Here is a 19,451-nt window from a genome sequence, read left to right as displayed (position 1 = left end):
GGGGCACGGGCCGGAGCCAGACCACGGAAAGGCCCGATGGCCATGCCAATTCCCCTCGCCCAGATCGCCTTGTTTGCCGCCGCATTCCTCGTCTCGGCGGGCCTCGCCCCGGCGCAAGATCAGCCTCCGAAGGCGGTAAGCGCCGAGGTCAAGGAGGAGCTGAAAACGCTGGAAGGGACCTGGGAGCCGACCCGGTATACGACAGGCGGCCAGAGTACGGCCGCCGAGATCCTGGCCGAGATCCGCAGGGTGGCCGAGGGCGACTTCGTCTACTGGACCCGCAAGGGGAAGCGGTTCGCGGGCACCCATGTCACGCTCGACCCGTCCCGCAAGCTGAAGACAATCGACGTGGTGGCCGACGGCGGCAAGTTCCGCGACAAGGTCGTCCAGGGCATCTACAAGCTCGACGGCGACGAGCTGACCATCTGCATGGCCGCCCCCGATGGCACCAGGCCCGATTCCTTCGAGGCCGAAGCCGGCGACGGCCGGACCCTCATGGTCTTCCGCAAGGCCACGCCGGAACCCGAAGCGCCGAAGAAGCCCTGAAGCCTCACCTGCGAGAGGCGTGTGGCACGCAAGCCCGGCCGGTGGTAGGATCGGGATCCAACAATCCTCCAACCAGCGCCGGATGACCCCGAGGGCCGCATCGCCATGGCCGAATCCACGCACAAGGCGGCGTCCGGCTCGTTCGTCCACCCCAGGTTCGGCCGGCGGCTGGCGTTGCAGGCGGGCGGGGTCGGGCTGCTCGGGCTCGGTTCGGGGCAGCTGGACGTTCTCCGAGGGGCCGAGGTCTCCGGGCGGAAGGCGCCTCCCCGGGCCAAATCCGTCATCTATGTCTTCCTCTCGGGCGGCCTGGGTCAGCATGACAGCTTCGACCCCAAGCCCGAGGCGACCGAGGACATCCGCGGCGAGTTCAAGGCGATCTCGACCGCGACGCCTGGCCTCTCCATCTGCGAGCACCTGCCCGGCCTGGCGCAGCGGAGCGGGCTCTGGTCTTTGGTCAGGTCGCTGACCCATTCGTCGAATGACCATTCGTTCAGTCACCATATCATGCTGACCGGCCGGTCGAAGCCTCCGCTCGGGTTCGACCCCAACATGCCGAAGCCCGGCGATGACCCGGCGATTGCCGCCGTAGCCGGGGCGATGACGACGCCCAGGAACAACCTGCCGCCGGCAGTGGTCCTGCCCGACCGCCTCATTCACACCACGGGCCGGGTGCTCCCGGGCCAGTTCGGCGGGGTCATGGGGCGGAAGCGCGACCCCTGGTTCGTCGAGTGCTCGGCCTTCGATCCCACGGCTTATGGGGCCTTCCCCGAGTATGAGTTCGACCACCAGGACCGGAAACGCACCCCGAAGCGGCAGGCCTTCCAGATCCCCGACCTGACCCTGCCCGAAGGCTTCGCCGCAGGCAGGCTGGCCCGCCGGTTCGAGCTGCTCGCCGGGCTCGACCGCCAGCGCGAGTCGCTGCTCGATGCGGGGCCGTCGGCCAGGCTCGATGCCCACCGCGAGGGGGCGGTCTCGATGCTGACCGACCCCAAGGTTCGACGGGCCTTCGACGTCGCCGGGGCCGACCCCAGGATGCTCGACCGCTATGGACGTAACTCCTTTGGCTGGTCGCTGTTAATGGCGGCCAGACTGGTCGAGGCGGGGGTGAACATGGTGCAGGTGAACCTGGGGAACAACGAGACCTGGGACACCCACGGCAACGCCTTCCCGCACCTCAAGGACAACCTCTACCCCCCCACCGACCGGGCCCTCTCCGCGTTGCTGGACGACCTCTCCGCCACCGGACTCCTCGACTCCACCCTCATCGTGATGGCCGGCGAGTTCGGCCGGACCCCTCGGATCTCCAGGCTGCCTCAGTTCTACAAGCAGCCGGGCCGCGACCACTGGGGGCACTTGCAGAGCGTCTTCCTGGCCGGCGGCGGCGTGCAAGGCGGCCGGGTCATCGGCACCTCGGACAAGATCGGCGCCTACCCCAGCTCCGACGCCCAGAGTCCCGAGAACTTCGCCGCCACGATCTACCAGGCCCTCGGAATTCCGCAGCAGGCCGCCTGGCAAGACGACCTCGACCGACCCCACTTCCTCTATCACGCCGACCCCATCCCCGGCCTGACCTGAGCCCCCCTGTCCGCGTAAAATTGGGTTCGTTTCGAAACGGCGCCGGGTTCGTTTCGTAAAATCGCCCTCTCAAGGATCGCGTTCGGCCCCGGCCGTTTCGACGCAAGTCGTTACCAAGACTGGCGTTCACCCCGAGAATGGGTTCGTTCCGCAATTTCAGGAGTGGCTTCGTTCGGCGCCCCGCAATGGGTTCGTTCGGGAATTCCCGCGTCTCTGCTTGCTCGGGATTCCAAAGAGACTGGGGCTCGCACACCTGCCTTTGTTTGGGGCGCGGAGCGAGCCGTATCCTGTCAGTTGCAATTGCGGAAGATTTCCGGCACGAATTCCGAAAAACTTTCGAAAGTTTTTCGGGGGGGGTTGGCGGCCAAGCAGTAGACACCCCAGGTTAATCGGTGCGTCGGGGGTCGTAGTTGGTGAGCGTTTTCGGGGTCATGGAGGTCCTGAGGGCGTTGAGGACCGCGAGGACGTCGATGACTTCCTGGGTGATGGCTCCGGCCACGGGGGGGAGGTAGCCGGCCGCGGCGATGCCCATTCCGATGAGGCTCAGGCCCATGCCGCCGATGGCGCTCTGGAGGGCGATCGACCGCATGCGTCGGCCGATGTGGAGCATCTCGTCGACTCGCTCCAGGGAGCTGTCCAGGATGACCGCCCCGGCCGCCTCGGCGGTGACGTCGCTCCCCTTGCCGAACGCGATCCCGACGGTGGCGGCCGTCAGCGCCGGGGCGTCGTTGATTCCGTCTCCCATGAAGACGGTGTTGGCGCGCTGGGTCTCCGCGCGCACGAGCGCCAGTTTCTGCTCGGGGCTCTGGCTCGCGTAGACCTCGGTGATGCCGACCTTTTCGGCGAGGTAGCTCACCTCGGACTCGCGGTCGCCCGAGACGAGCATGATGCGCTGGAAGCCGTGCCTCGGCTTCAGGTGGCGGACGAACGACTTGCCCTCGGCCCTCGGTTCGTCGCGGAACCTGAGCGTGGCCGCATAGCGGCCGTCGAAGAGCACGACGCATTCCAGGCCGCCGGCGAGCGGGGGGAGGAGCCCGGCGACCTCCGGGGACTGGGCGGTCAGCTTCTTACGGCTGGTCACCTGCACCGTCCGGCTGTCGATCACCCCGCGCAGCCCTTCGCCCGGTCGCTCGCCGACCTCCAGGGCCTCGACGAGCGGCAGCTTGGCCTCGGCGGCGGCTTCGAGGATCGCGGAGGCGAGCGGATGCCGCGAGTAGCGCTCCAGGCTGGCCACGTCGGCGAGCGCCTCGTCTGCGCTGAAGCCGGCGGCGGGAATGACCTCGGTCAGCTTCGGCTGCCCGTAGGTGAGCGTCCCCGTCTTGTCGAAGATGGCGACCCGGCAGGTGTCGATCTTCTCCAGCACGGCCGGGTCCTTGATGATGATCCCCCGGCGCGCCGCCAGCGACACCGAGCCGATGATCGCCACCGGGATGGCGATCAGCAGCGGGCAGGGCGTCGCGACCACCAGCACGCCCAAAAACCGCAGGACGTCGCCGCTCCATGCCCAGGCCACCAGCGCGATGACCACGGCCAGCGGCGTGTAGACCGCGCCCAGCTGGTCGCCGAGCCGCCGCAACCGGGGCCGCTTCTGCTCCGACTCGCGCATCACCTGCATGATCTTGGCGTACCGCGAGTCGACGGCCGTCTTCTCCGCCCGGATCGTCAGCGCCCCGTTGCCGTTGATGGCCCCCGAGAGTACCGCCGATCCCAGGGTCTTGGGCAACAGAAAGGGCTCACCCGTCAGATACGCCTCGTTCATCGTGCTGCTGCCCTCCAGCACGATCCCGTCAACCGGGCAGGTCTCGTGCGGGAAGACCACCAGGGCATCGCCGACCGCGACCTCACCCAGCGGGATGTCCCCCACCGACCCGTCCCGCTTGCGGTGCGCCAGCGAAGGCATCCGCCGGGCGAGCGCCTCGAGCGCGAACGACGCCCGGCGGACGGCGTAATTCTCCAGCGCCTGGCCGCCGGAAAGCATCAAGACCACGAGCGTCCCGGCCAGGTACTCGCCGAGGATCACCGACGTGACGATGGAGATCCCCGCCAGCAGGTCGGAGCTGAACTCCAGCCGTGCGAGCCGCACCGCCAGGCCGAACACCAGGGGAGCCCCGCACGCCAGGGCGAACAAAAGCGGGATCTCGGACCCGCGGAACCCGAGGACCGTCCCGCCCCCCCCGGCGCCGAATCGCAGGATCAGGTGGACGCCGATCGCCGCCAGCGCGGTCGCGGCGATGACGACTTCCTTCGTGAAAAATCCCGCGAAGCTACCCGACGCCGGTCGTTCCATGGGGCCTGCCATCCCTCGGTTCGCGCGATGACCACAGAACCATAAACGTTCAATCACACGAACCATTCATCCCGCAACCGCCCATCCTACTCGCCACCAGGCCCCCCTCAAGGTTCCTCCGCGAGACAGAGGCTTGCGCCTGCACGGTGGTGCTCCAATATTCCTCAAATTGCCCTGGCTTATCAGTAAGTCCAACTCCAGACATACTCCGGTACTCGCGACCGAAATTGGCCACGAGTACCGGCACTTGATTAGCCTCCGCTGTATTGAAGCCGGATCGCTCCAATCGTCACCCTTGGCGGGTGAAGCTGGGCCTGGACCGGTGCTCCAACGATATTCCGCCGCGGCCTTGCCGAACGTTCGATCAGGGTGACCTTAAGGTCATCCACGAGCTTGCCAGCCGCCCGAAGCCGAACCACTGCCTCAGTTGCATCGATAACAGCGGATTTACTGGCGGGCCCATCTCCCATCACATGACCGCCGCCGTGACTCGCTGAGAGGGAGAAGAATGAAATGCTGCCCGCGAAATATAAACTCCCCGGCCCGCCGGCATCCGCCTGACCGGGCAGGTTGATGTAAGCTTCATAGAATCTGCCGGGCGACTGGTCGAAGCGAATGTCGTCGATGACGATCTGGAGTGTCGCCCCCTCGACAGGAATGGCCGCACCGCCTTCGCCGGGGATGAGTGCCTTTGCCATTGGCATTCCCAAACTACCGATCCGCGCCTTTCCGGGAGCATCGGGAGTGAGCATCACTGTGAGCGGCTCGCTTGTTAATTCGGCTCTCGGAGGGAGAGCCGAAGCGATTGTAATCTTCTTCTCTTGGGGTGAAGCACCGACGACCGGCACCGGCGTCGCGTCTTGGCCTGGAGCCCCGGGAACCATAGCAATCACCATTGTTGGCATCGCCGGGTAATCTTGGTAGCGGTAACCCAGAGTTTCGGTATTTAGTAGTTGGGCAGTTGTCATGTAGCCGCTGCGGCCCAGCGGACCGTAGAACAGGAACGGCGTATTGAGCCAGATTGCCTCACGCGGAAGAAATGCTCCACCCCGCGCTCGTAACCACGCGCTCCAGAGGCGATCAACGTTAGCGTGATGTAGCCAGAAAATGGGGTCGCGAGCTGCCGTGTCAGGATTACCCATCTGCCCACCAATAGAGTCGTGGACAAGGTCATGGCAGTAGGTCTCCATGGCCCCGTGACTACCCTCATCACCAGATGATGTAACTCGCTGGCTACCGATCCCAGAGCCCTTCGTCGGGGTCGAAAAGGTAGTCTGTCCTGCCACCACAGGCCAGGATACCGCGTTTTCGTTGATCGGCCACCCACCGTTGATCTCAGACGCCCGAGACCCGTCATAGAGAGGGCTGTCAGGATTGAGAAACCTCGCGGGTAGGGACTGCTGATCCGGTCTTGTCCAGTCCCAATAGGGGAGCATAAATCCTGGGTCACCGCTGTAAGCCCGAATAATCTTCTCAAAATAGAGGAGATAGGCCCGATGCCAGGGCAGAAACCACCAATTGCCGTGCTGGCAGGTATGCCACCCGGCAAGAATGGGGCCGGGCTCGCCGGGCGGATACCCGTGCATGTTCGCCTGAAAATCCCACGACGGAGCCGCTTGCTTCGGAATACGCTTCATAGCGGCGACGCCCCGCTCGAAGGTAGTCCATTCGAGGTCCGTGAGGTCGTACGCATTTTTGCGGATAGCCGAGGGAGCCTGCGCCCGGGCCATCTGCCCGGGAAGCAACACCAATGCGCCGGCCGCAGAACTAAGCCACGCCCTTCGCGACAGGGCGAATCGATCTAATGACATCAACATCTCCTTTGATTCAGAATCTCGCAACAACAATCCAATTTACCGCAGCTAAAAGAGCAGTGATTCCGCTAATCGATCTTACGATCGATTTTCAATCCTACCATTTCCCGAGAGGGTTTCCGCTGAAGGATGGGCTTATTCACAACAATACTCCTGCAACCATTACCAATATCCATTGCCGCCCCAACAATAATTACACCGATTTCGAGGATTTCACAGGACTAGCAACCACTTCGACGACGCGCTCAAGCGCCCAGATGCTTCGACATAAAAGTAAAACTGACAAAAAAACAATATAAATTTCCATATAAGTTAGCGCAATCACACTATTGCTATCTCGATCACAAATCAATGACACTATTGAAACAATGGTGGCCAGCCCCAAAATTCTGATCGTATGCGTAAAGGACGCCCACAACGATGGATAATGCTTACTATTCCTGACTATGGCAAGTCGCTCGGATGTTGAGAATCCCAGCACAATGGAAACAGCCGTAATCACGAAGCCGAGCAATGATCCGAAGATACTCGCAAATGCTCCATAGACGGCACTCCGGTTGCCTTGCAGAGCATTAGACATCACAGACCTCCCGCCGTACCATTCGCCCCAGAAGACGACGGTAATTTCGGAAGCAGATGCAACCATAATACTAAATATCGTGTAGTGATTATCTGCGAACCTGACGAGAAGTTTCATACAGATAATCCCGACATTTTTACCAATTCACCCCGCAACTCTGAGTACGCTTCCTCAATGGCCTGATAAGCAGACTCTGAGTCAACAGCTCGCGATTTTGGATCTGACTTGAGGATCTTCTTCTTTGCAATGAGCTGATCGCTCAGCAAATCGATCACGAATTGCTTTCCTGTCTCCTCATCTTCGCCTGCGACCTTAAAAATTTTAGCTTGTTCGCGAATATCCGGCATTCGTGTAAGTTTACGCGCCGATTCCAAAAGGCTTGACGACAGCTTTTGAAGGACTGAGCGTGTTGCGGGTTTGAGGCAAATTTCGATTGTCTCTGCTTCTCCTACTTCTCTCACTTGAACAAACGCACTGCCCAATCTTTCATCAGCTTTTTTGACGGATTCCGCAAATGAGCTGTGAATTTTGAGTTGAAAAGTGCGGAGGGAGCTAAGGCGGTTAAGGTCCATCGAGGCATTTTTTCGTAGCAACGCCGCGAACGTGATTTCACGGCAGAATTCGCCGCCTTTGGTCGCCAGATAGGTTCTCAATTTTCCGATTCTTGGTCCGTAGAAGTTAAACTCACAACCAACGATGTTATCAGCGAAGAAGACGACATGAACGGGCTCAACCAAACCCTTCCCCGCAGCGATACTCAGTGGAGCGAAGACACCTCTTTCTTCCTCATGTGGAAAATCCGATCGACGTACATTGCAGAGTCTGATCCGGTGCGGGTATGTGTTACGGTCAACGATGCAGAGCGTTTCTGTTCCATCTATGCTAATTTGATAACGCTGTGGCGGGTCGAATGTCAAGCGGTCGACAATCTCCAACACGGGCGAAGGATCAAATGCGATCGGCGATAGATCTTCGTTTTTGCCAAGTATCGCACGATAGAAATATATCTTTCTCTCAACTGTAAGAATTGTGGGCTTTACGATCGACTTTCGTGGTGCCTTCGCCATCTTGCCTTCTCCGTTTTTTTATCGCAGCTTAATCTTACTCGGCGATCTACACAAATGAATAGTAACCTCCGCGATTTTATGCATGCACGCAAGCAATCGCATCCTGCTAATTCTGACTACTGCGGGCTGCGACGAGCCGCTTGTTCTAGATCCCGACTTTCTCACTTGTCTCCTTCTTCAGCAGGCTCAAGCTCATCCGACGCAACGCCGCCAGGTTGGCCGCCGCATGGTCCTTTCTCGTCCGGTTCTGGTCCTCGCCGAAACTCATGTCGAGTGACCCGTGATCCCGCCGTGCAGCGTCTCCTGGTTACGCTTGACGGCCAGGATGTAGTCGCCCCCGGCACGCCATCTACGATCAGTCCAGGCGATGGATGGACGACGGCCTCCCGTCTCTCGATTTTTACTGTACACCCGTTGACTTCCTGCCGATAGATCGTTCCAATCCCCGAAGCTGGGAACTTCTCGAGGCGATGACAGGGGCTCCGCAAGTCGCCGCCTTCGCGCTCGTCGGCGGCAAGCAAGGAGAGCGAACATGACAAAGATGATCACCTGCCTCTGGTTCGACCGTGGCCAGGCCCGCGAGGCGGCCGAGTTCTACGCGAGCGTATTCCCCGATAGCCACGTCGGGAAAGCGAACCCCTCCGCCGTCGACCTTCCGGCCGCGAAGGTGGGCGAGGATCTCACCGTCGAGTTCACCGTCCTGGGTCAGGCGTACATCGGCCTGAATGGCGGGCCGATTTTCAAGCCGAACGAGGCGGTCAGCTTCATGGTCCTGACCGAGAACCAGGAAGACACCGATCGTTACTGGGACGCGATCGTGGGCAATGGCGGCGAGGAGAGCGCCTGCGGCTGGTGCAAGGATCGCTGGGGCTTCTCCTGGCAAATCACGCCGCGCGTGCTGCTCGACGCGACGACCGACCCGGATCGCGCCGCCGCGAAGCGTTCAATGGACGCGATGATGACCATGGGAAAGATCGACATCGCCGCGATCGAGGCCGCGCGCCGGGGCTAAGGCCGAGGAGTAAGACCAACGGCCCCGAACCCGCACGCCTCCGCCAGGGAAGGCATTGCTCATGGACGCAAACGACTTTCGAGAACTCGCCCTTGGCTTTGACGACGCCGAGGAGAGCGCCCACATGGGCGTTGCCGACTTCCGTGTGGGCGGCCGCATCTTCGCGACTCTCGCCCATGAGCCTCTCGGGTTCGGGAATCTGATGCTTTCCCCCGAGCTGCAGCAATTGGTTCTCGCCGAGGCTCCGGACGTTTTCCATCCCGTCGCCGGCGGCTGGGGCAGACAGGGCGCGACGCACATCCGCCTGGCAGAGGCGACCCCGGAGCAGTTATTCAGAGGGCTCGAGCTCGCCTGGGGCTTGCGAGTGCAGAAGAACGAGAAGTCGAAGGCAAAGGGCAGGCCTCGATCGTGACGAAGCAAATGCAGCGGGCCTCGTGTAACCCGACTGCGATTCCTGAATCGGACCACCCAGGAGCGATGAAGATCATGACGGATACGATCCCGAAATGGCAGCGCGTGACCGGTTGGGTGCTCTCGGGCATCCTCGCCATCGTGTTCCTGCCCAGCGCCTTCTTCAAGATCGCGCAGCCCAAGGGCTTCGTCGAGGATTGGTCCAAGACCTATCCCGCCTCCTCCGCCCTGCCGATCGGGTTCATCGAGCTGGCGATCTTCGTCCTCTACATCGTCCCGAAGACCCGCTACCTGGGCGGACTCTTCATGCTCGCATACCTCGGCGGCGCGGTGGCGACCCACGTTCACGCCAACGACGGCATGTTCTTCGCGCCGGTCATCGTCGGCGTCGTCGCGTGGGCCGGGCTCTATCTCCGCGATCGCAAGCTCCGCGCACTCGTTCCGCTCGTGGCTGAGTGAGCAATCGAGCGTCCGGGTGATCGCCGCGGACCGCATCGATCACCTGCGCCGCTCCATCAAAATGCTGCTCGGTGTCGGGACCGAGCAGGCAATCCATCCATCAGATGGAGACTCGAAATGAGAAAGATCAGGATCTTCGCACACATCTCGCTGGACGGCGTGATCTCGCCCGGCGGACCGGACGAAGACAGCGAGTACGCGCATGGCGGATGGACGGCACCCTATCGAAATCCGGCCGGGGCGGCGGCCGTCGCCGAGGCGCAGGGCACGAGCTTCGATCTGCTGCTGGGCCGCCGCACCTACGATCTTTGGGCCGGATACTGGCCGAAGGCGCCGAGCAGTCCGATCGCGGACGGCCTGAACGCCGCGACGAAATACGTCGCGACCCACAGGCCGGAGAGCCTCGGATGGGGTCCGGCTGGCGACCTCGGCGCGGACATCTTTGAAGGTCTTCGCGGCCTCAAGTCGAACGACGGCCCCGACCTGATCGTCTGGGGAAGCACGACCCTGACGTCCGTGCTGTTCGAGCAGGGACTGGTCGACGAGGTTCTGCTGCTCGTCTACCCGGTCTTGCTGGGTCCGGGCAAACGCTTCTTTTCGGACAGTGCCGCCCCGCGCGAACTCGCTTTCGTCAGCACAAAGGCCACGCCCTCGGGCGTTCTCATCAACACTTATCGACACATCGGGTCGTTGCAAGCCCCACCCTTGCCGACGTGAGCGGCCGAGCGGGCGCACACCAAGCTGCGGGAAGGATGGGAAAGGCCTGATGTTAAGATGACACCGCGGATGGGCGCGACAAGCCAGGCAGCGAACCCGCGATGACGCGGAGAATGCGGCATTCGGCGGCGATCCCGAGGACGTCGTCGCCGACTGAATTTCCGGCAGGTCGCCCCGATCCTGCTGATTTCATCAAGTTTGACGGTCAGCGCGACGATTCCAGTAAGGCAGGGGTCCGGGATGAGGCTGCGCCTGGGTGGACGGGATGGGCCGGGGATTGATGGATTCGCAGGGACGCAAACATTTTGGCGGCGGGTGGTTGGGGCTGGCGGCGATGGTGCTCGCCTGCCTGGGGGCTTGCGGCTGCCTGGGGCCGGCGGCGGTGCGGTCGACGCGGATGCGGTACAACGAGGTGATCCGGTCGACCAACGATGAGCAGCTGCTGATGAACCTGGTGCGGCTGCGGTACGCGGATTCGCCCGTGTTCATCGACCTGCCGAGCATCACCAGCCAGTTCGAAGTGGCCGCGACGGGGAACTTTAACGGCGGATATGGGCTCCAGTTCCCGGGGAGGTCCAGCCTGGGGTTCGGGGAGCTCGCGGTGCGTGATACGCCGACCCTGAGCTATCACCCGAGGGAGGGGCGGGAGATTGCCAAGGCGCTGCTGAATCCGCTGACGACCGACTTGCTGAGCGTGGTGAGCGCGGGGGCCAGGCTGGATCAGCTGTTCTGGCTGACGATGAACGACATCAACGACGTGCAGAACGCGGTGCGCGGGACGATCATGGTGCCCAGGGCGCCCGACGACAACGCGAGGTTCCGCCGGGGGATCCAGCTGCTTGAGGAGATCGACGACCGGGGCGGTGCGGAGATCGGGTTCTCGACGAGCGAGGACGACGAGGGGGCCTCCGAATCGATTGCCGCCGACCAGGTGAAGGGGGCCGACCTGCTGGCCGCGGCGAAGGACGGCTATGTGTTCCGCACCAAAGGGGCGGGCCGGATGGCCCTGTACAAGCGGGACAAGGAGCTGACCCTGAAGATCAGGGCGCCGTTCCGCGACTCGCCCGAGATGGCCGAGATGGCCGAGATCTTCCACCTGACGCCGGGCCTGGCCAGGTACAAGATCAAGTCGGAGTTGCAGCCGAACTCGCAGAGCAGCCCGCCGGGGGCGCTTGACGATGGGAGCACGATCTTCCTGAACTTGCGCTCGATGCTCCAGATCATGACGTTCCTGTCCAAGGGGGTGTGCGTGCCCGAGGAGCACGCCCAGAACGGCCTGGCGCCGATGACGCCGGGGTACGACGGCCGGCCGTTCGACTGGACGAGCGTGACGGCGGGCAACTTCTTCGTGGCCTCGCAGAAGCAACGGCCGAAGGACGCCGAGGTCTCGGTCTTCTACCGGGGCTACTGGTTCTTCATCCCGAAGACCGACGTGGATTCGAGGTCGATCCTGGCGGTGCTGGAGATCCTGTTCTCGCTCCAGGACACGGGCAAAGAGACCGGCGGGCCGGTGCTGACGCTGCCGACGGGCGGCTGACAAACCGGGCGTCAGTCGCCCATGCGTTCCAGGCTGAGCTTGAGAGCAACGGGCTCCGCCAGCGCGCGGGCCTTGGCTTCGAGCGTGGCGGCCTCGGCCTGGGATTCGGGCAGGGAATGGTCGGCGGGGACCAGGAGACGCTTGTGGCCGACGTGGGCGAGCCAGGCGGCTGAGAGCAGGCGTTCCCGGCGATCGAGGAGGGCCCGGATCTCGGCGGCGCGGCGGTTGGTCGAGAGACCGGCGAGCGAGGGGAGGCTTACCCCGGCGGCGAGGTCTTCGGCGGTGAAGTGGCCCAGGGACGACTGACCTTCCTTCAGGCTGTAGCGGCCGGCGGCGAGGTTGCGCACGACCAGGATCTGCCGATTGAGGCGGTCGTTGAATTGTTTGCGCGCGATCAGGCCGGGGTCCGGCGGCGCGGGAACGAAGGTCGTCCAGTTGAACTGGACCGAGGTGCGGGCGGGGTTGATGGTGAGCTCGCCGAGCTTGCCGCGGGTCACCTTGGAATTGGGTTCGGCGGCGGGATCGATCGCGAGGGAATCGACCTCGGCGGGGGCGTTCCAGGCGTCCAGGATCGCCGAGGCGAGGAACCACTGGCCGTCGGGGCCGGGGTGAATGGCGTCGCCTGTGAGGTGAAACTTGGGGTCATTCTTGCGCATGGATTCGGCCTGCGCAAGGATCGCGGAGCGGGTGTCGATGACCTCGACGGAGTCGCTGCGCTGGGTGAGGAGCCACTTGCCGTATCGGGCGAGGGTGTCGTCGTAGCGGGCGTAGGGGTCTTTGTAACTGTAGTCGGCGGCGCCCGCGGGCCTGACCTTGTTGGGGATGGCCGAGGCCTCGAAGGGCCCCGGAGTCAGCAGGGTGAGCCGCGCCCCCGAGGCCTGGACGGCCGCGATCAGGCGATGGATGCCTTCCTGATAGGCGGCGAAACGGCGGTCGTCGAACGGGTGATAGATCCCGTCGTTCATGCCGTAGCCGGCGACGACCCGGTCTGGCTTGGCCTGCGCCAGTGCGCGGGCGAGGCGATCGTGGACGTCGGGGCGTGGGAAGGGATGGTCGGTCTCGGTGAGGCCGGTGACGGTCTCGCTGGAGAGGCCGAGGTTGATGAACTCGACGTGCCGCCGGGGGAAGCGGGTGACGAGATAGGCCTCGATCTCGCGGACGAACCCGCCGGCGTTGGTGATGCTGTCGCCCAGGAAGACGATGCGCTGGCCATCTTGGGGAAGCCCATCGGGCTGGGCGAGGAGGGCGAGAAGAATGAGGAGAGTTTGCGGCATGGGAGAGGGCTCCTCGCGGTCCAATTGGCGGCTCGGGACGGTCGAGCCCCCGATGTTGACCGACGCGGCGGGCGGATTCCAGGGGCCCGGCCCCGGGGTTGCGGCGACGGTGTGGGTCGGGGATGCTTTTGGGACGGCCCGAGCGGGCTCGCGCCTCCTCTTCTGGGCTCCGACCGCCGAAGCCCCCAGCGATGCCCCGCCCTGCCCGCCCCCGAAGGACGACGCCCATGATTCGCCGACTGCTGCTCGCCGCGCCCATCGCCCTGACCCTGCTCTCGACGGCGGCCCCCGCCGACGAAGCCCCGGCGTTCACCCGCACCGAGGACGTGATTTACGGGCGGAAATTCGGCACGGCTCTGACGATGGACGTCTTCAAGCCGAAGGAGAAGCCCAACGGCGCGGCGGTGATCTTCGTGGTCAGCGGCGGCTGGTACTCGTCGCACGACAATATCAACCTGGCCTTCCTCGCCGAGCCCCTGAAGCGCGGCTACACGGTCTTCGCCGTTGTCCACGGCAGCCAGCCGAAGTTCACCATCCCCGAAGTGGTCGCCGACATGAACCGCGCGGTGCGGTACATCCGCTATCATGCGGCCGATTACGGGATCGACGGCGACCGGATCGGCGTGATGGGCGCCTCCGCGGGCGGGCACCTCTCCCTGATGCTGGGGACGGCCGGCGGCGACGGCGACCCCAAGGCGAAGGACCCGATCGACCAGGCTTCGAGCAAGGTCCAGGCCGTGGCCTGCTTCTTCCCGCCCACCGACTTCTTCAACTACGGCAAGCCCGGCGAAGACGCATTGGGCCGTGGAGTGCTCGCGAGCTTCCGCGCCCCGTTCGACTTCCGCGAGCTGGACCCGAAGATCAACGCCTTCGTGTCAATCGTCGACGAGGCGAAGCTCAAGGAGATCGGCAAGCAGATCTCCCCCGCCTACCAGGTCACCCCCGACGACGCCCCCAGCCTGATCATCCACGGAGACGCCGACAAGCTCGTCCCCATCCAGCAGGCCGAGTTGATCGTCGCCAAATTCGATGAGGCCAAGGTGCCCGCCAAGCTCGTCGTGAAGCCAGGTGCCGCGCACGGCTGGGCGGGGATCGACAAGGACGTGTCGACCCTCGTGGATTGGTTCGACGAGCACCTGAAGGCCTCGGAACCGGCCAAATAATCGCGTTGATCCGTGCTCATGTCTCGGCCATTTAACGGGGCCGGATCATGAGGAAGAGAAGCGGGAGCGGCGGCTCAGGGTGGCGCCGCTCCCGATCTTCCGTCGATTACTCGCCCGCGATGCCTTCGATGACGCACGTCGGTGAGGCCGTGGGCACGATCCTGGTCATCCGGATTCCGGCCCCGTCGAGGAGCTTGCGGAAGTCCTCCTCGGTCCGCTCTCGACCTCCGACCATGACGAGCATCTCCAGGTCGAGCAGCTTGCCCGGGTGCGGATCATTGCCGGCCGGGATGACCATCTCCGCGAGCAGGACGCGACCGCCGGGACCGACGGCCCGCCGGCAATTCGACAGGATTTCCGTGGCGAGCCGGTCATCCCAGTCGTGGATGACGCTCTTGAGGATGCAGGCGTCGGCCCCTTCGGGAATGGATGCGAAAAAGTCGCCGGCCGCAACCTTGCAGCGATCGGTCAGCCCCTCGGCCGCGAACCGAACCTTTGCTCCCTCGGATACCTCCGCAGTCTCGAAGAGGATGCCCCGGAGCGATGGGTTGGCCTTGAGGATCGTGGCGAGCAGATATCCATGGCCGCCGCCGATGTCCATCAGCGTGCCGATGCCGGAGAAGTCATAGGCGGCCGCCACCGCGTTGGAATTCTGCATCGACCAGCCGGTCATGGACGCATCGAAGATCGCGGCCGCGTCGGGATGCTCGGCCAGGTATTTGAACGGGGGCATCCCGAAGATCCGGTCGAAGGCCCGCTCACCGGTCTTCACGGTGAGGGAGAGATCGCCCCAGGGGCGCCAGGTGAAATCTTCGCCGCCCATCGTCGCCACGGCGCGTAGCGAGCCCTGGACGTCCGACCGCAGGAATTCGGCCGTCGGAGTCAGCGCGAACCGGCGGTCGGACACCTCCGAGAACACGCCCACGCTGGCCAGAGCACGCAGCAGGCGATAAAGCGACGAGGGGTCGGCCTGATGCATCCGGGCGAGATCATCGCAATTGCGGGGGCCGTCCTTCAGCGAGTCGGCAACCCCCAGCTTCGCGGCGACGCTCACCGCCTGGGAGACCCACTTCCCGAGGACGAGGTTCTGCAAGGCCAGGAACGCGGCGGGCGGCGTGGCATCGTGTTCGGACAAGGGGGGCCTCCACCTGGATGGGCAATCGTCGCCGATGTCGTCGGAAATCAACCCCGAGCGAGCGGACGATTTCCGATCGTTGACCTTCGCATTGATGGGCTTTCGAAAATGGCGTTCCGATGCCGACACACAAATCGGTCAATCCGCGGCTGATCGAAGTCATCCGGCGATGGGAGCCCGGCGATCCCAGAAGCCGAAGACGACGAGGCCGAGGGCCATCGAGCCGAGCCCGTAGAGCATGACCTGGGGCGACGATGAGCCGAAGACATAGAGCCAGCCGGCGAGGGCAATGCAGGCGGGGATGGGGTACAAGATCATCCGGAACGAGAGGCGAGCGGCCAGGTCGGGGCGGGTCCGTATGTAGGCGACGGTGACGATCTGGCCGACGAACTGGATCAGGATCCGGGAGGCGAGCAGGGCCTCGATCACGGTTTGCAGGCTGGCCAGGCAGGCGAGCATGGCAAGCACCCCGACCAGGACCAGCGAGCGGTGGGGGAACTGGCCGGAGGGATGGACCGCGGCGAGCGTCGAGAAGAAGTGGCCCGATCGCGCGGCGGCGTAGGGGACCCGGCTGTAGCTGAGGATCGCGGCGAAGGTGGCCGCCAGGCCGGTCCAGAGGATCATCAGGGTGACGACCTGCGCGACGCGCGGGGAGTAGAGGCGGGACATGACGTCGCTGGCGATGTGCCCGGAGGCGGCGACTTCCTGCCAGGGCATGACGCCGAGGATGCCCAGGTTCATCGTCAGGTAGAGCGCCGCGACGGCGACGACGGCGATGAGGATGGAACGGGGGATCGTCCGCGCCGGGTCGGAGACTTCATCGCCGAGGTAACAGATCTGGTAGTATCCCAGGAAATCATACATGGCAATTCCGAGCGCAATACCCAGCCCGCCGAACCACGCCCGGTCCATGCTCCAGGCCCCTGCGGGATAGGTGAACGCGAGCGAGGGCTGGAAGCGGGCGAGGCATGACGCGATCACGAATCCGACGGTCGCGAGCATGCCGGCCCAGAGGACGACCATCATCCGGCCCGCGGATTCGACCCCTCGATAGGCCATCGCCACAATCCCGGCCATGAAGAGGACGGCGAGGAGCTGGCCGCGGTTGACCTGCCAGGTGAGCTGGGGGGCGTTCTCGAAGGGACTCAGCGTCCAGACGGCCGAGTCGAGGCCGCCGATGAGATAGCCCGTGTACTGGGCCAGCCCGAGCGCCCCGCTGGCCAGTTCGAGGGGTGCGCTGAAGAGGAACTGCCAGACGAAAAGGAACTTGAGCAGGCGCCCGAGGCGACGGGCCCCATAGACCTCGTCGAAGAAGTGATAGGTCCCGCCCGAGCCGGGGAACGCCGCGGCGAGCTCGCTCCAGACGAGCCCATCGCAGATGGCGATCAGGGCGCCGAGGACCCAGCCGACGATGGCCTGCGGGCCGCCCATCGACTTGACGAACAAGGGGATCGTGATGAATGGGCCGACCCCCACCATCATCGCCATGTTCACGCTGACGGCCTGGAGGAGCGAGAGCCTGCGCCGGAGCATGCGGGGGGTTCCGACCGAGGAGATTGGGGTGGGCTCCCGCGAGCGATCTCGGGGATGAGCGATGATACACCAAGAGAGAGCGGCTCGCCGTATGCGTGTCCCCTGGAGACCAGGCGACACGAGTAGGTCGAATCCTCAAGACCCGGACGGCGCCAGATGGGCGAACCGGGCGCCTCCGGTGGGATCGAGCTCGGCGAGGCGGCGGGTGACGGTCTCGGTGAGGCGTTCGAGCTGGCCGGGGGGGCGACCTCGGGCGATGGCGAGGAGGGTTCCGTCGGTGTCGAGGATGAGGTGGAGGGGGAGTGTTCCCCGATCGGCGTCGAAGGTGGCGAGGGTGGATTGGGTGGCGACGGCGGTGGGGAGGGTGGCTTTGGTCTGGGCGAGGAGGCGGGCGACGGCGGGTTCCTGGTCGGGGTTGGCGGCGACGGCGAGCATGGCGAAGTGGGCCCGCTGGCGGAAGCGGTGCCAGGTGGATTCGAGGACGGCAAGGTCGGCAGAGGCGGCGGGGTCGGTGGCGGAGTAGAAGGTGAGCCAGGTGACCCGGTCTCGGGGAGTGACCCAGACGAGTGGCTCGGCCGTGGATGGGTCCCGTAGGCTGAGGGGCGGGATGGATTTGCCCACGATCGGGGGATTGGGCCGGGCCCCGGGGGACCAGCGCACCCAGGCGAAGCGGGCCAGGGAGAGGACGATCACCGCGGTCATCGCCAGGGCCACCCAATCCATGCGCGGGGGTTGGGCGGCGGGCGCGGGGACCGGGATGGGCTCGGGGACGTCCTCGGTCATGGCTACGGTTCTCGGGGGATGGGTCGCTGGTCGTCGAAGATGATGGGGCTGACGACGAAGATGGTGTCGATGGGCTTGCGCAAGGCCAGCGGGATGTCGACCTCGACGCCGCCGCCGGGCCGCGTCCTGGCGATGATCCGAGTCGCCTCGGGCTGGCCCATCGGGCGGACTTCGGAGGCCATCAGGCCGGGCGGCAGGACGATCGGGCCGGCGTCGGGCTTGAGGATGTGCAGATAGATGGCCCCGTCGCGCGGGGCGCGGGTGGACGCGCCCCAGGCGGCCGGCGGGACCGGGCCGCCGCGGGTTCCGACCAGGCTTGAGCCGTGCGTGGAGAGCCACTTGCCCAGCTCAGTCAGGCGTTCAAGGTCGCCGGGCGCCAGCGAGCCGTCGGCCCTGGCCCGCACGCCCATGAGCAGGTTGGCGTCGCGGCCCGCGGCGTCGACCATCGCGGCGACCACTTCCGAGACCGGCTTGCCGCCCAGGAACCGGACGTCGACGTCGAGGTTCTCCGATCCGACGGACAGTCGCAAGCGCATCGACGGGTCGTCGCCCTGCGGCGGGGGGGCGTGGCGGTCGTCGCCAATGAGGGCGTCGGGCTGAAGCTCGCGGACGATCCGGTGAGTCTCGGCCAGGTCCCAGTCGGCCTCGGGACGGTCCCAGGCGCCCACGAGCCAGACGCCCGCGATGGGCCCGTAGTTGGTGCAGAGCTCGCGGATTTGCCCCTGGTAGTAGTCGTTATATGAGGCCAGGTTGCCCGGCCCGGCCCGGCCTGCCTGGCGCCCGGTCTTGCCTGGCGGGAGGGCGTCGGGATGGTGCCAGTCGGCCAGCGAGTAGACGATCCAGAGGGCGATGCCTTCCTTGCGGCAGGCCTCGGCCAGCGGCTTGAGCGGGTCCTTGCCGAAGGGGCTGGCGTCGATGGAGTCGAACCGGGTCAGGGCGGTCTCGAACAGGCAGAATCCGTCGTGGTTCTTGGCGACGACCGCGATCGAGGTCAGGCCGGCGGCCTTGGCGGCCCTGACCCAGGCGGCTGGGTCGTAGGCCCCCCCCTGGAGGCGCGGGGGGAGCTTCTCATATTCGGAAACGGGCAGGCGGTCGCGGTCCATCACGTGCTCATCGCGGCCGACGAGCGAGTGCAGGCCCCACGAGACGAGCAGGCCGAAGCGTGCGTCGCGGGCGGCATTGAAGGCCCTGCCCTGCGGGATGTCGGCGGAGGCCCCGACCTGCGGGTTGTCGGCGTCTGCCCGCGCCGAGGCGGCGAGGACGAAGGCCCCGGCGATCAGGGATCGGACGCGGATGGATGGGCGTGCCATGGCCGGGCTCCTCGAAGGTGCTCGTTCCCCACACCTCATGACGATGGCGGCGGGCGGGCGGGCGGTCAAGACAGCGGCGGCACGGCGGGCCCGCTTCCGCCCGGATCCCGCGCAGGTCGCGCCGGGAAGGCCTTGGGGCATCGGGCCTCTCGTGAGACAATTTCCACCTCGCGGCGCCTCTCCAGATTGGTCGCCCCCGGCCGGGCCGGGACGACGGCCACGCACGCCGGGACCGGATCACCCGAGGT

General features: G+C 64.9%; 18 protein-coding genes. 8 read left to right on the top strand and 10 right to left on the bottom strand.

Annotated features, from left to right (window positions below; translation table 11 throughout):
- The first annotated feature begins 36 nt into the window (after positions 1-36).
- Both EP7_RS13275 and EP7_RS13270 read left to right on the top strand, forming a co-directional pair.
- A complete protein-coding gene (locus EP7_RS13275; protein ID WP_463528320.1) occupies positions 37-546 on the top strand; it encodes a TIGR03067 domain-containing protein in 510 nt (169 codons plus the stop codon).
- Between the two features lie 105 nt (positions 547-651).
- Positions 652-2,121 (top strand): DUF1501 domain-containing protein, encoded by a 1,470-nt coding sequence (locus tag EP7_RS13270; protein ID WP_463528319.1) that lies wholly within the window; start codon positions 652-654, stop codon positions 2,119-2,121.
- 385 nt (positions 2,122-2,506) lie between these two features.
- Here the strand turns inward: EP7_RS13270 and EP7_RS13265 are convergent, their stop codons facing one another.
- The 5 genes from EP7_RS13265 to EP7_RS13245 all read right to left on the bottom strand — a co-directional run bounded on the left by EP7_RS13265 (position 2,507) and on the right by EP7_RS13245 (position 8,137).
- The gene (locus EP7_RS13265; RefSeq protein ID WP_463528318.1) at positions 2,507-4,408 is read right to left on the bottom strand and encodes a heavy metal translocating P-type ATPase; all 1,902 of its coding nucleotides are present in this window, start codon (positions 4,406-4,408) and stop codon (positions 2,507-2,509) included.
- A gap of 251 nt (positions 4,409-4,659) precedes the next feature.
- Positions 4,660-6,219: a tyrosinase family protein gene (locus EP7_RS13260; protein WP_463528317.1), complete on the bottom strand. Its 1,560-nt coding sequence runs from the start codon at positions 6,217-6,219 to the stop codon at positions 4,660-4,662.
- A 196-nt stretch (positions 6,220-6,415) separates the two neighbouring features.
- Positions 6,416-6,919, bottom strand: coding sequence for a hypothetical protein (locus tag EP7_RS13255; protein WP_463528316.1), 504 nt, complete (start codon positions 6,917-6,919; stop codon positions 6,416-6,418).
- Positions 6,916-7,869 (bottom strand): hypothetical protein, encoded by a 954-nt coding sequence (locus tag EP7_RS13250; RefSeq protein WP_463528315.1) that lies wholly within the window; start codon positions 7,867-7,869, stop codon positions 6,916-6,918. The genes EP7_RS13255 and EP7_RS13250 overlap by 4 nt, the downstream gene beginning before the upstream one ends.
- 145 nt (positions 7,870-8,014) lie before the next feature.
- A complete protein-coding gene (locus tag EP7_RS13245; protein ID WP_463528314.1) occupies positions 8,015-8,137 on the bottom strand; it encodes a hypothetical protein in 123 nt (40 codons plus the stop codon).
- A gap of 264 nt (positions 8,138-8,401) precedes the next feature.
- Here EP7_RS13245 and EP7_RS13240 point away from each other — a divergent pair, with 264 nt between their 5' ends.
- The 5 genes from EP7_RS13240 to EP7_RS13220 all read left to right on the top strand — a co-directional run bounded on the left by EP7_RS13240 (position 8,402) and on the right by EP7_RS13220 (position 12,005).
- A complete protein-coding gene (locus EP7_RS13240; RefSeq protein ID WP_463528313.1) occupies positions 8,402-8,881 on the top strand; it encodes a VOC family protein in 480 nt (159 codons plus the stop codon).
- Positions 8,882-8,942: 61 nt separating this feature from the next.
- The gene (locus EP7_RS13235; RefSeq protein WP_463528312.1) at positions 8,943-9,293 is read left to right on the top strand and encodes an MmcQ/YjbR family DNA-binding protein; all 351 of its coding nucleotides are present in this window, start codon (positions 8,943-8,945) and stop codon (positions 9,291-9,293) included.
- A gap of 74 nt (positions 9,294-9,367) precedes the next feature.
- Positions 9,368-9,751, top strand: a complete 384-nt coding sequence (locus EP7_RS13230) for a DoxX family protein (RefSeq protein ID WP_463528311.1) — start codon at positions 9,368-9,370, stop codon at positions 9,749-9,751.
- Positions 9,752-9,868: 117 nt separating this feature from the next.
- The gene (locus EP7_RS13225; protein WP_463528310.1) at positions 9,869-10,468 is read left to right on the top strand and encodes a dihydrofolate reductase family protein; all 600 of its coding nucleotides are present in this window, start codon (positions 9,869-9,871) and stop codon (positions 10,466-10,468) included.
- Between the two features lie 280 nt (positions 10,469-10,748).
- Positions 10,749-12,005 carry a hypothetical protein gene (locus tag EP7_RS13220; RefSeq protein WP_463528309.1) on the top strand — a complete coding sequence of 419 codons (1,257 nt, stop codon included), beginning with the start codon at positions 10,749-10,751 and terminating at the stop codon, positions 12,003-12,005.
- 11 nt (positions 12,006-12,016) lie between these two features.
- On the opposite strand, the gene EP7_RS13215 is transcribed toward EP7_RS13220, so the two are convergent.
- Positions 12,017-13,279, bottom strand: coding sequence for an SGNH/GDSL hydrolase family protein (locus EP7_RS13215; RefSeq protein ID WP_463528308.1), 1,263 nt, complete (start codon positions 13,277-13,279; stop codon positions 12,017-12,019).
- Between the two features lie 227 nt (positions 13,280-13,506).
- On the opposite strand from EP7_RS13215, the gene EP7_RS13210 reads away from it, so the two are divergent.
- Positions 13,507-14,442, top strand: a complete 936-nt coding sequence (locus EP7_RS13210; RefSeq protein ID WP_463528307.1) for a prolyl oligopeptidase family serine peptidase — start codon at positions 13,507-13,509, stop codon at positions 14,440-14,442.
- Positions 14,443-14,548: 106 nt separating this feature from the next.
- On the opposite strand, the gene EP7_RS13205 is transcribed toward EP7_RS13210, so the two are convergent.
- The 4 genes from EP7_RS13205 to EP7_RS13190 all read right to left on the bottom strand — a co-directional run bounded on the left by EP7_RS13205 (position 14,549) and on the right by EP7_RS13190 (position 19,203).
- Entirely contained in the window at positions 14,549-15,577 is a 1,029-nt protein-coding gene (locus EP7_RS13205) for a methyltransferase (RefSeq protein WP_463528306.1), read from the bottom strand.
- Between the two features lie 159 nt (positions 15,578-15,736).
- Positions 15,737-17,110 (bottom strand): APC family permease, encoded by a 1,374-nt coding sequence (locus EP7_RS13200; RefSeq protein ID WP_463528305.1) that lies wholly within the window; start codon positions 17,108-17,110, stop codon positions 15,737-15,739.
- A 135-nt stretch (positions 17,111-17,245) separates the two neighbouring features.
- Positions 17,246-17,893 carry a hypothetical protein gene (locus EP7_RS13195; protein ID WP_463528304.1) on the bottom strand — a complete coding sequence of 216 codons (648 nt, stop codon included), beginning with the start codon at positions 17,891-17,893 and terminating at the stop codon, positions 17,246-17,248.
- Positions 17,894-17,895: 2 nt separating this feature from the next.
- Positions 17,896-19,203, bottom strand: coding sequence for an alpha-L-fucosidase (locus EP7_RS13190; protein ID WP_463528303.1), 1,308 nt, complete (start codon positions 19,201-19,203; stop codon positions 17,896-17,898).
- Positions 19,204-19,451 lie beyond the last annotated feature (248 nt).

Source organism: Isosphaeraceae bacterium EP7, from assembly GCA_038400315.1.
In the GTDB taxonomy this organism is placed as follows: Bacteria; Planctomycetota; Planctomycetia; order Isosphaerales; family Isosphaeraceae; genus EP7.
This window is presented reverse-complemented; position numbering and strand designations above follow the sequence as displayed.

Bases quoted from the DNA above. Each gene is read 5' to 3' on its own strand.
- EP7_RS13215 (WP_463528308.1), bottom strand. From the start codon at position 13,279: ATGCCGCAAACTCTCCTCATTCTTCTCGCCCTCCTCGCCCAGCCCGAT.
- EP7_RS13245 (WP_463528314.1), bottom strand. From the start codon at position 8,137: ATGAGTTTCGGCGAGGACCAGAACCGGACGAGAAAGGACCATGCGGCG.
- EP7_RS13260 (WP_463528317.1), bottom strand. From the start codon at position 6,219: ATGTCATTAGATCGATTCGCCCTGTCGCGAAGGGCGTGGCTTAGTTCT.
- EP7_RS13230 (WP_463528311.1), top strand. From the start codon at position 9,368: ATGACGGATACGATCCCGAAATGGCAGCGCGTGACCGGTTGGGTGCTC.
- EP7_RS13210 (WP_463528307.1), top strand. From the start codon at position 13,507: ATGATTCGCCGACTGCTGCTCGCCGCGCCCATCGCCCTGACCCTGCTC.
- EP7_RS13235 (WP_463528312.1), top strand. From the start codon at position 8,943: ATGGACGCAAACGACTTTCGAGAACTCGCCCTTGGCTTTGACGACGCC.
- EP7_RS13195 (WP_463528304.1), bottom strand. From the start codon at position 17,893: ATGACCGAGGACGTCCCCGAGCCCATCCCGGTCCCCGCGCCCGCCGCC.
- EP7_RS13220 (WP_463528309.1), top strand. From the start codon at position 10,749: ATGGATTCGCAGGGACGCAAACATTTTGGCGGCGGGTGGTTGGGGCTG.
- EP7_RS13250 (WP_463528315.1), bottom strand. From the start codon at position 7,869: ATGGCGAAGGCACCACGAAAGTCGATCGTAAAGCCCACAATTCTTACA.
- EP7_RS13190 (WP_463528303.1), bottom strand. From the start codon at position 19,203: ATGGCACGCCCATCCATCCGCGTCCGATCCCTGATCGCCGGGGCCTTC.
- EP7_RS13255 (WP_463528316.1), bottom strand. From the start codon at position 6,919: ATGAAACTTCTCGTCAGGTTCGCAGATAATCACTACACGATATTTAGT.
- EP7_RS13265 (WP_463528318.1), bottom strand. From the start codon at position 4,408: ATGGAACGACCGGCGTCGGGTAGCTTCGCGGGATTTTTCACGAAGGAA.
- EP7_RS13225 (WP_463528310.1), top strand. From the start codon at position 9,869: ATGAGAAAGATCAGGATCTTCGCACACATCTCGCTGGACGGCGTGATC.
- EP7_RS13200 (WP_463528305.1), bottom strand. From the start codon at position 17,110: ATGCTCCGGCGCAGGCTCTCGCTCCTCCAGGCCGTCAGCGTGAACATG.
- EP7_RS13270 (WP_463528319.1), top strand. From the start codon at position 652: ATGGCCGAATCCACGCACAAGGCGGCGTCCGGCTCGTTCGTCCACCCC.
- EP7_RS13275 (WP_463528320.1), top strand. From the start codon at position 37: ATGGCCATGCCAATTCCCCTCGCCCAGATCGCCTTGTTTGCCGCCGCA.
- EP7_RS13240 (WP_463528313.1), top strand. From the start codon at position 8,402: ATGACAAAGATGATCACCTGCCTCTGGTTCGACCGTGGCCAGGCCCGC.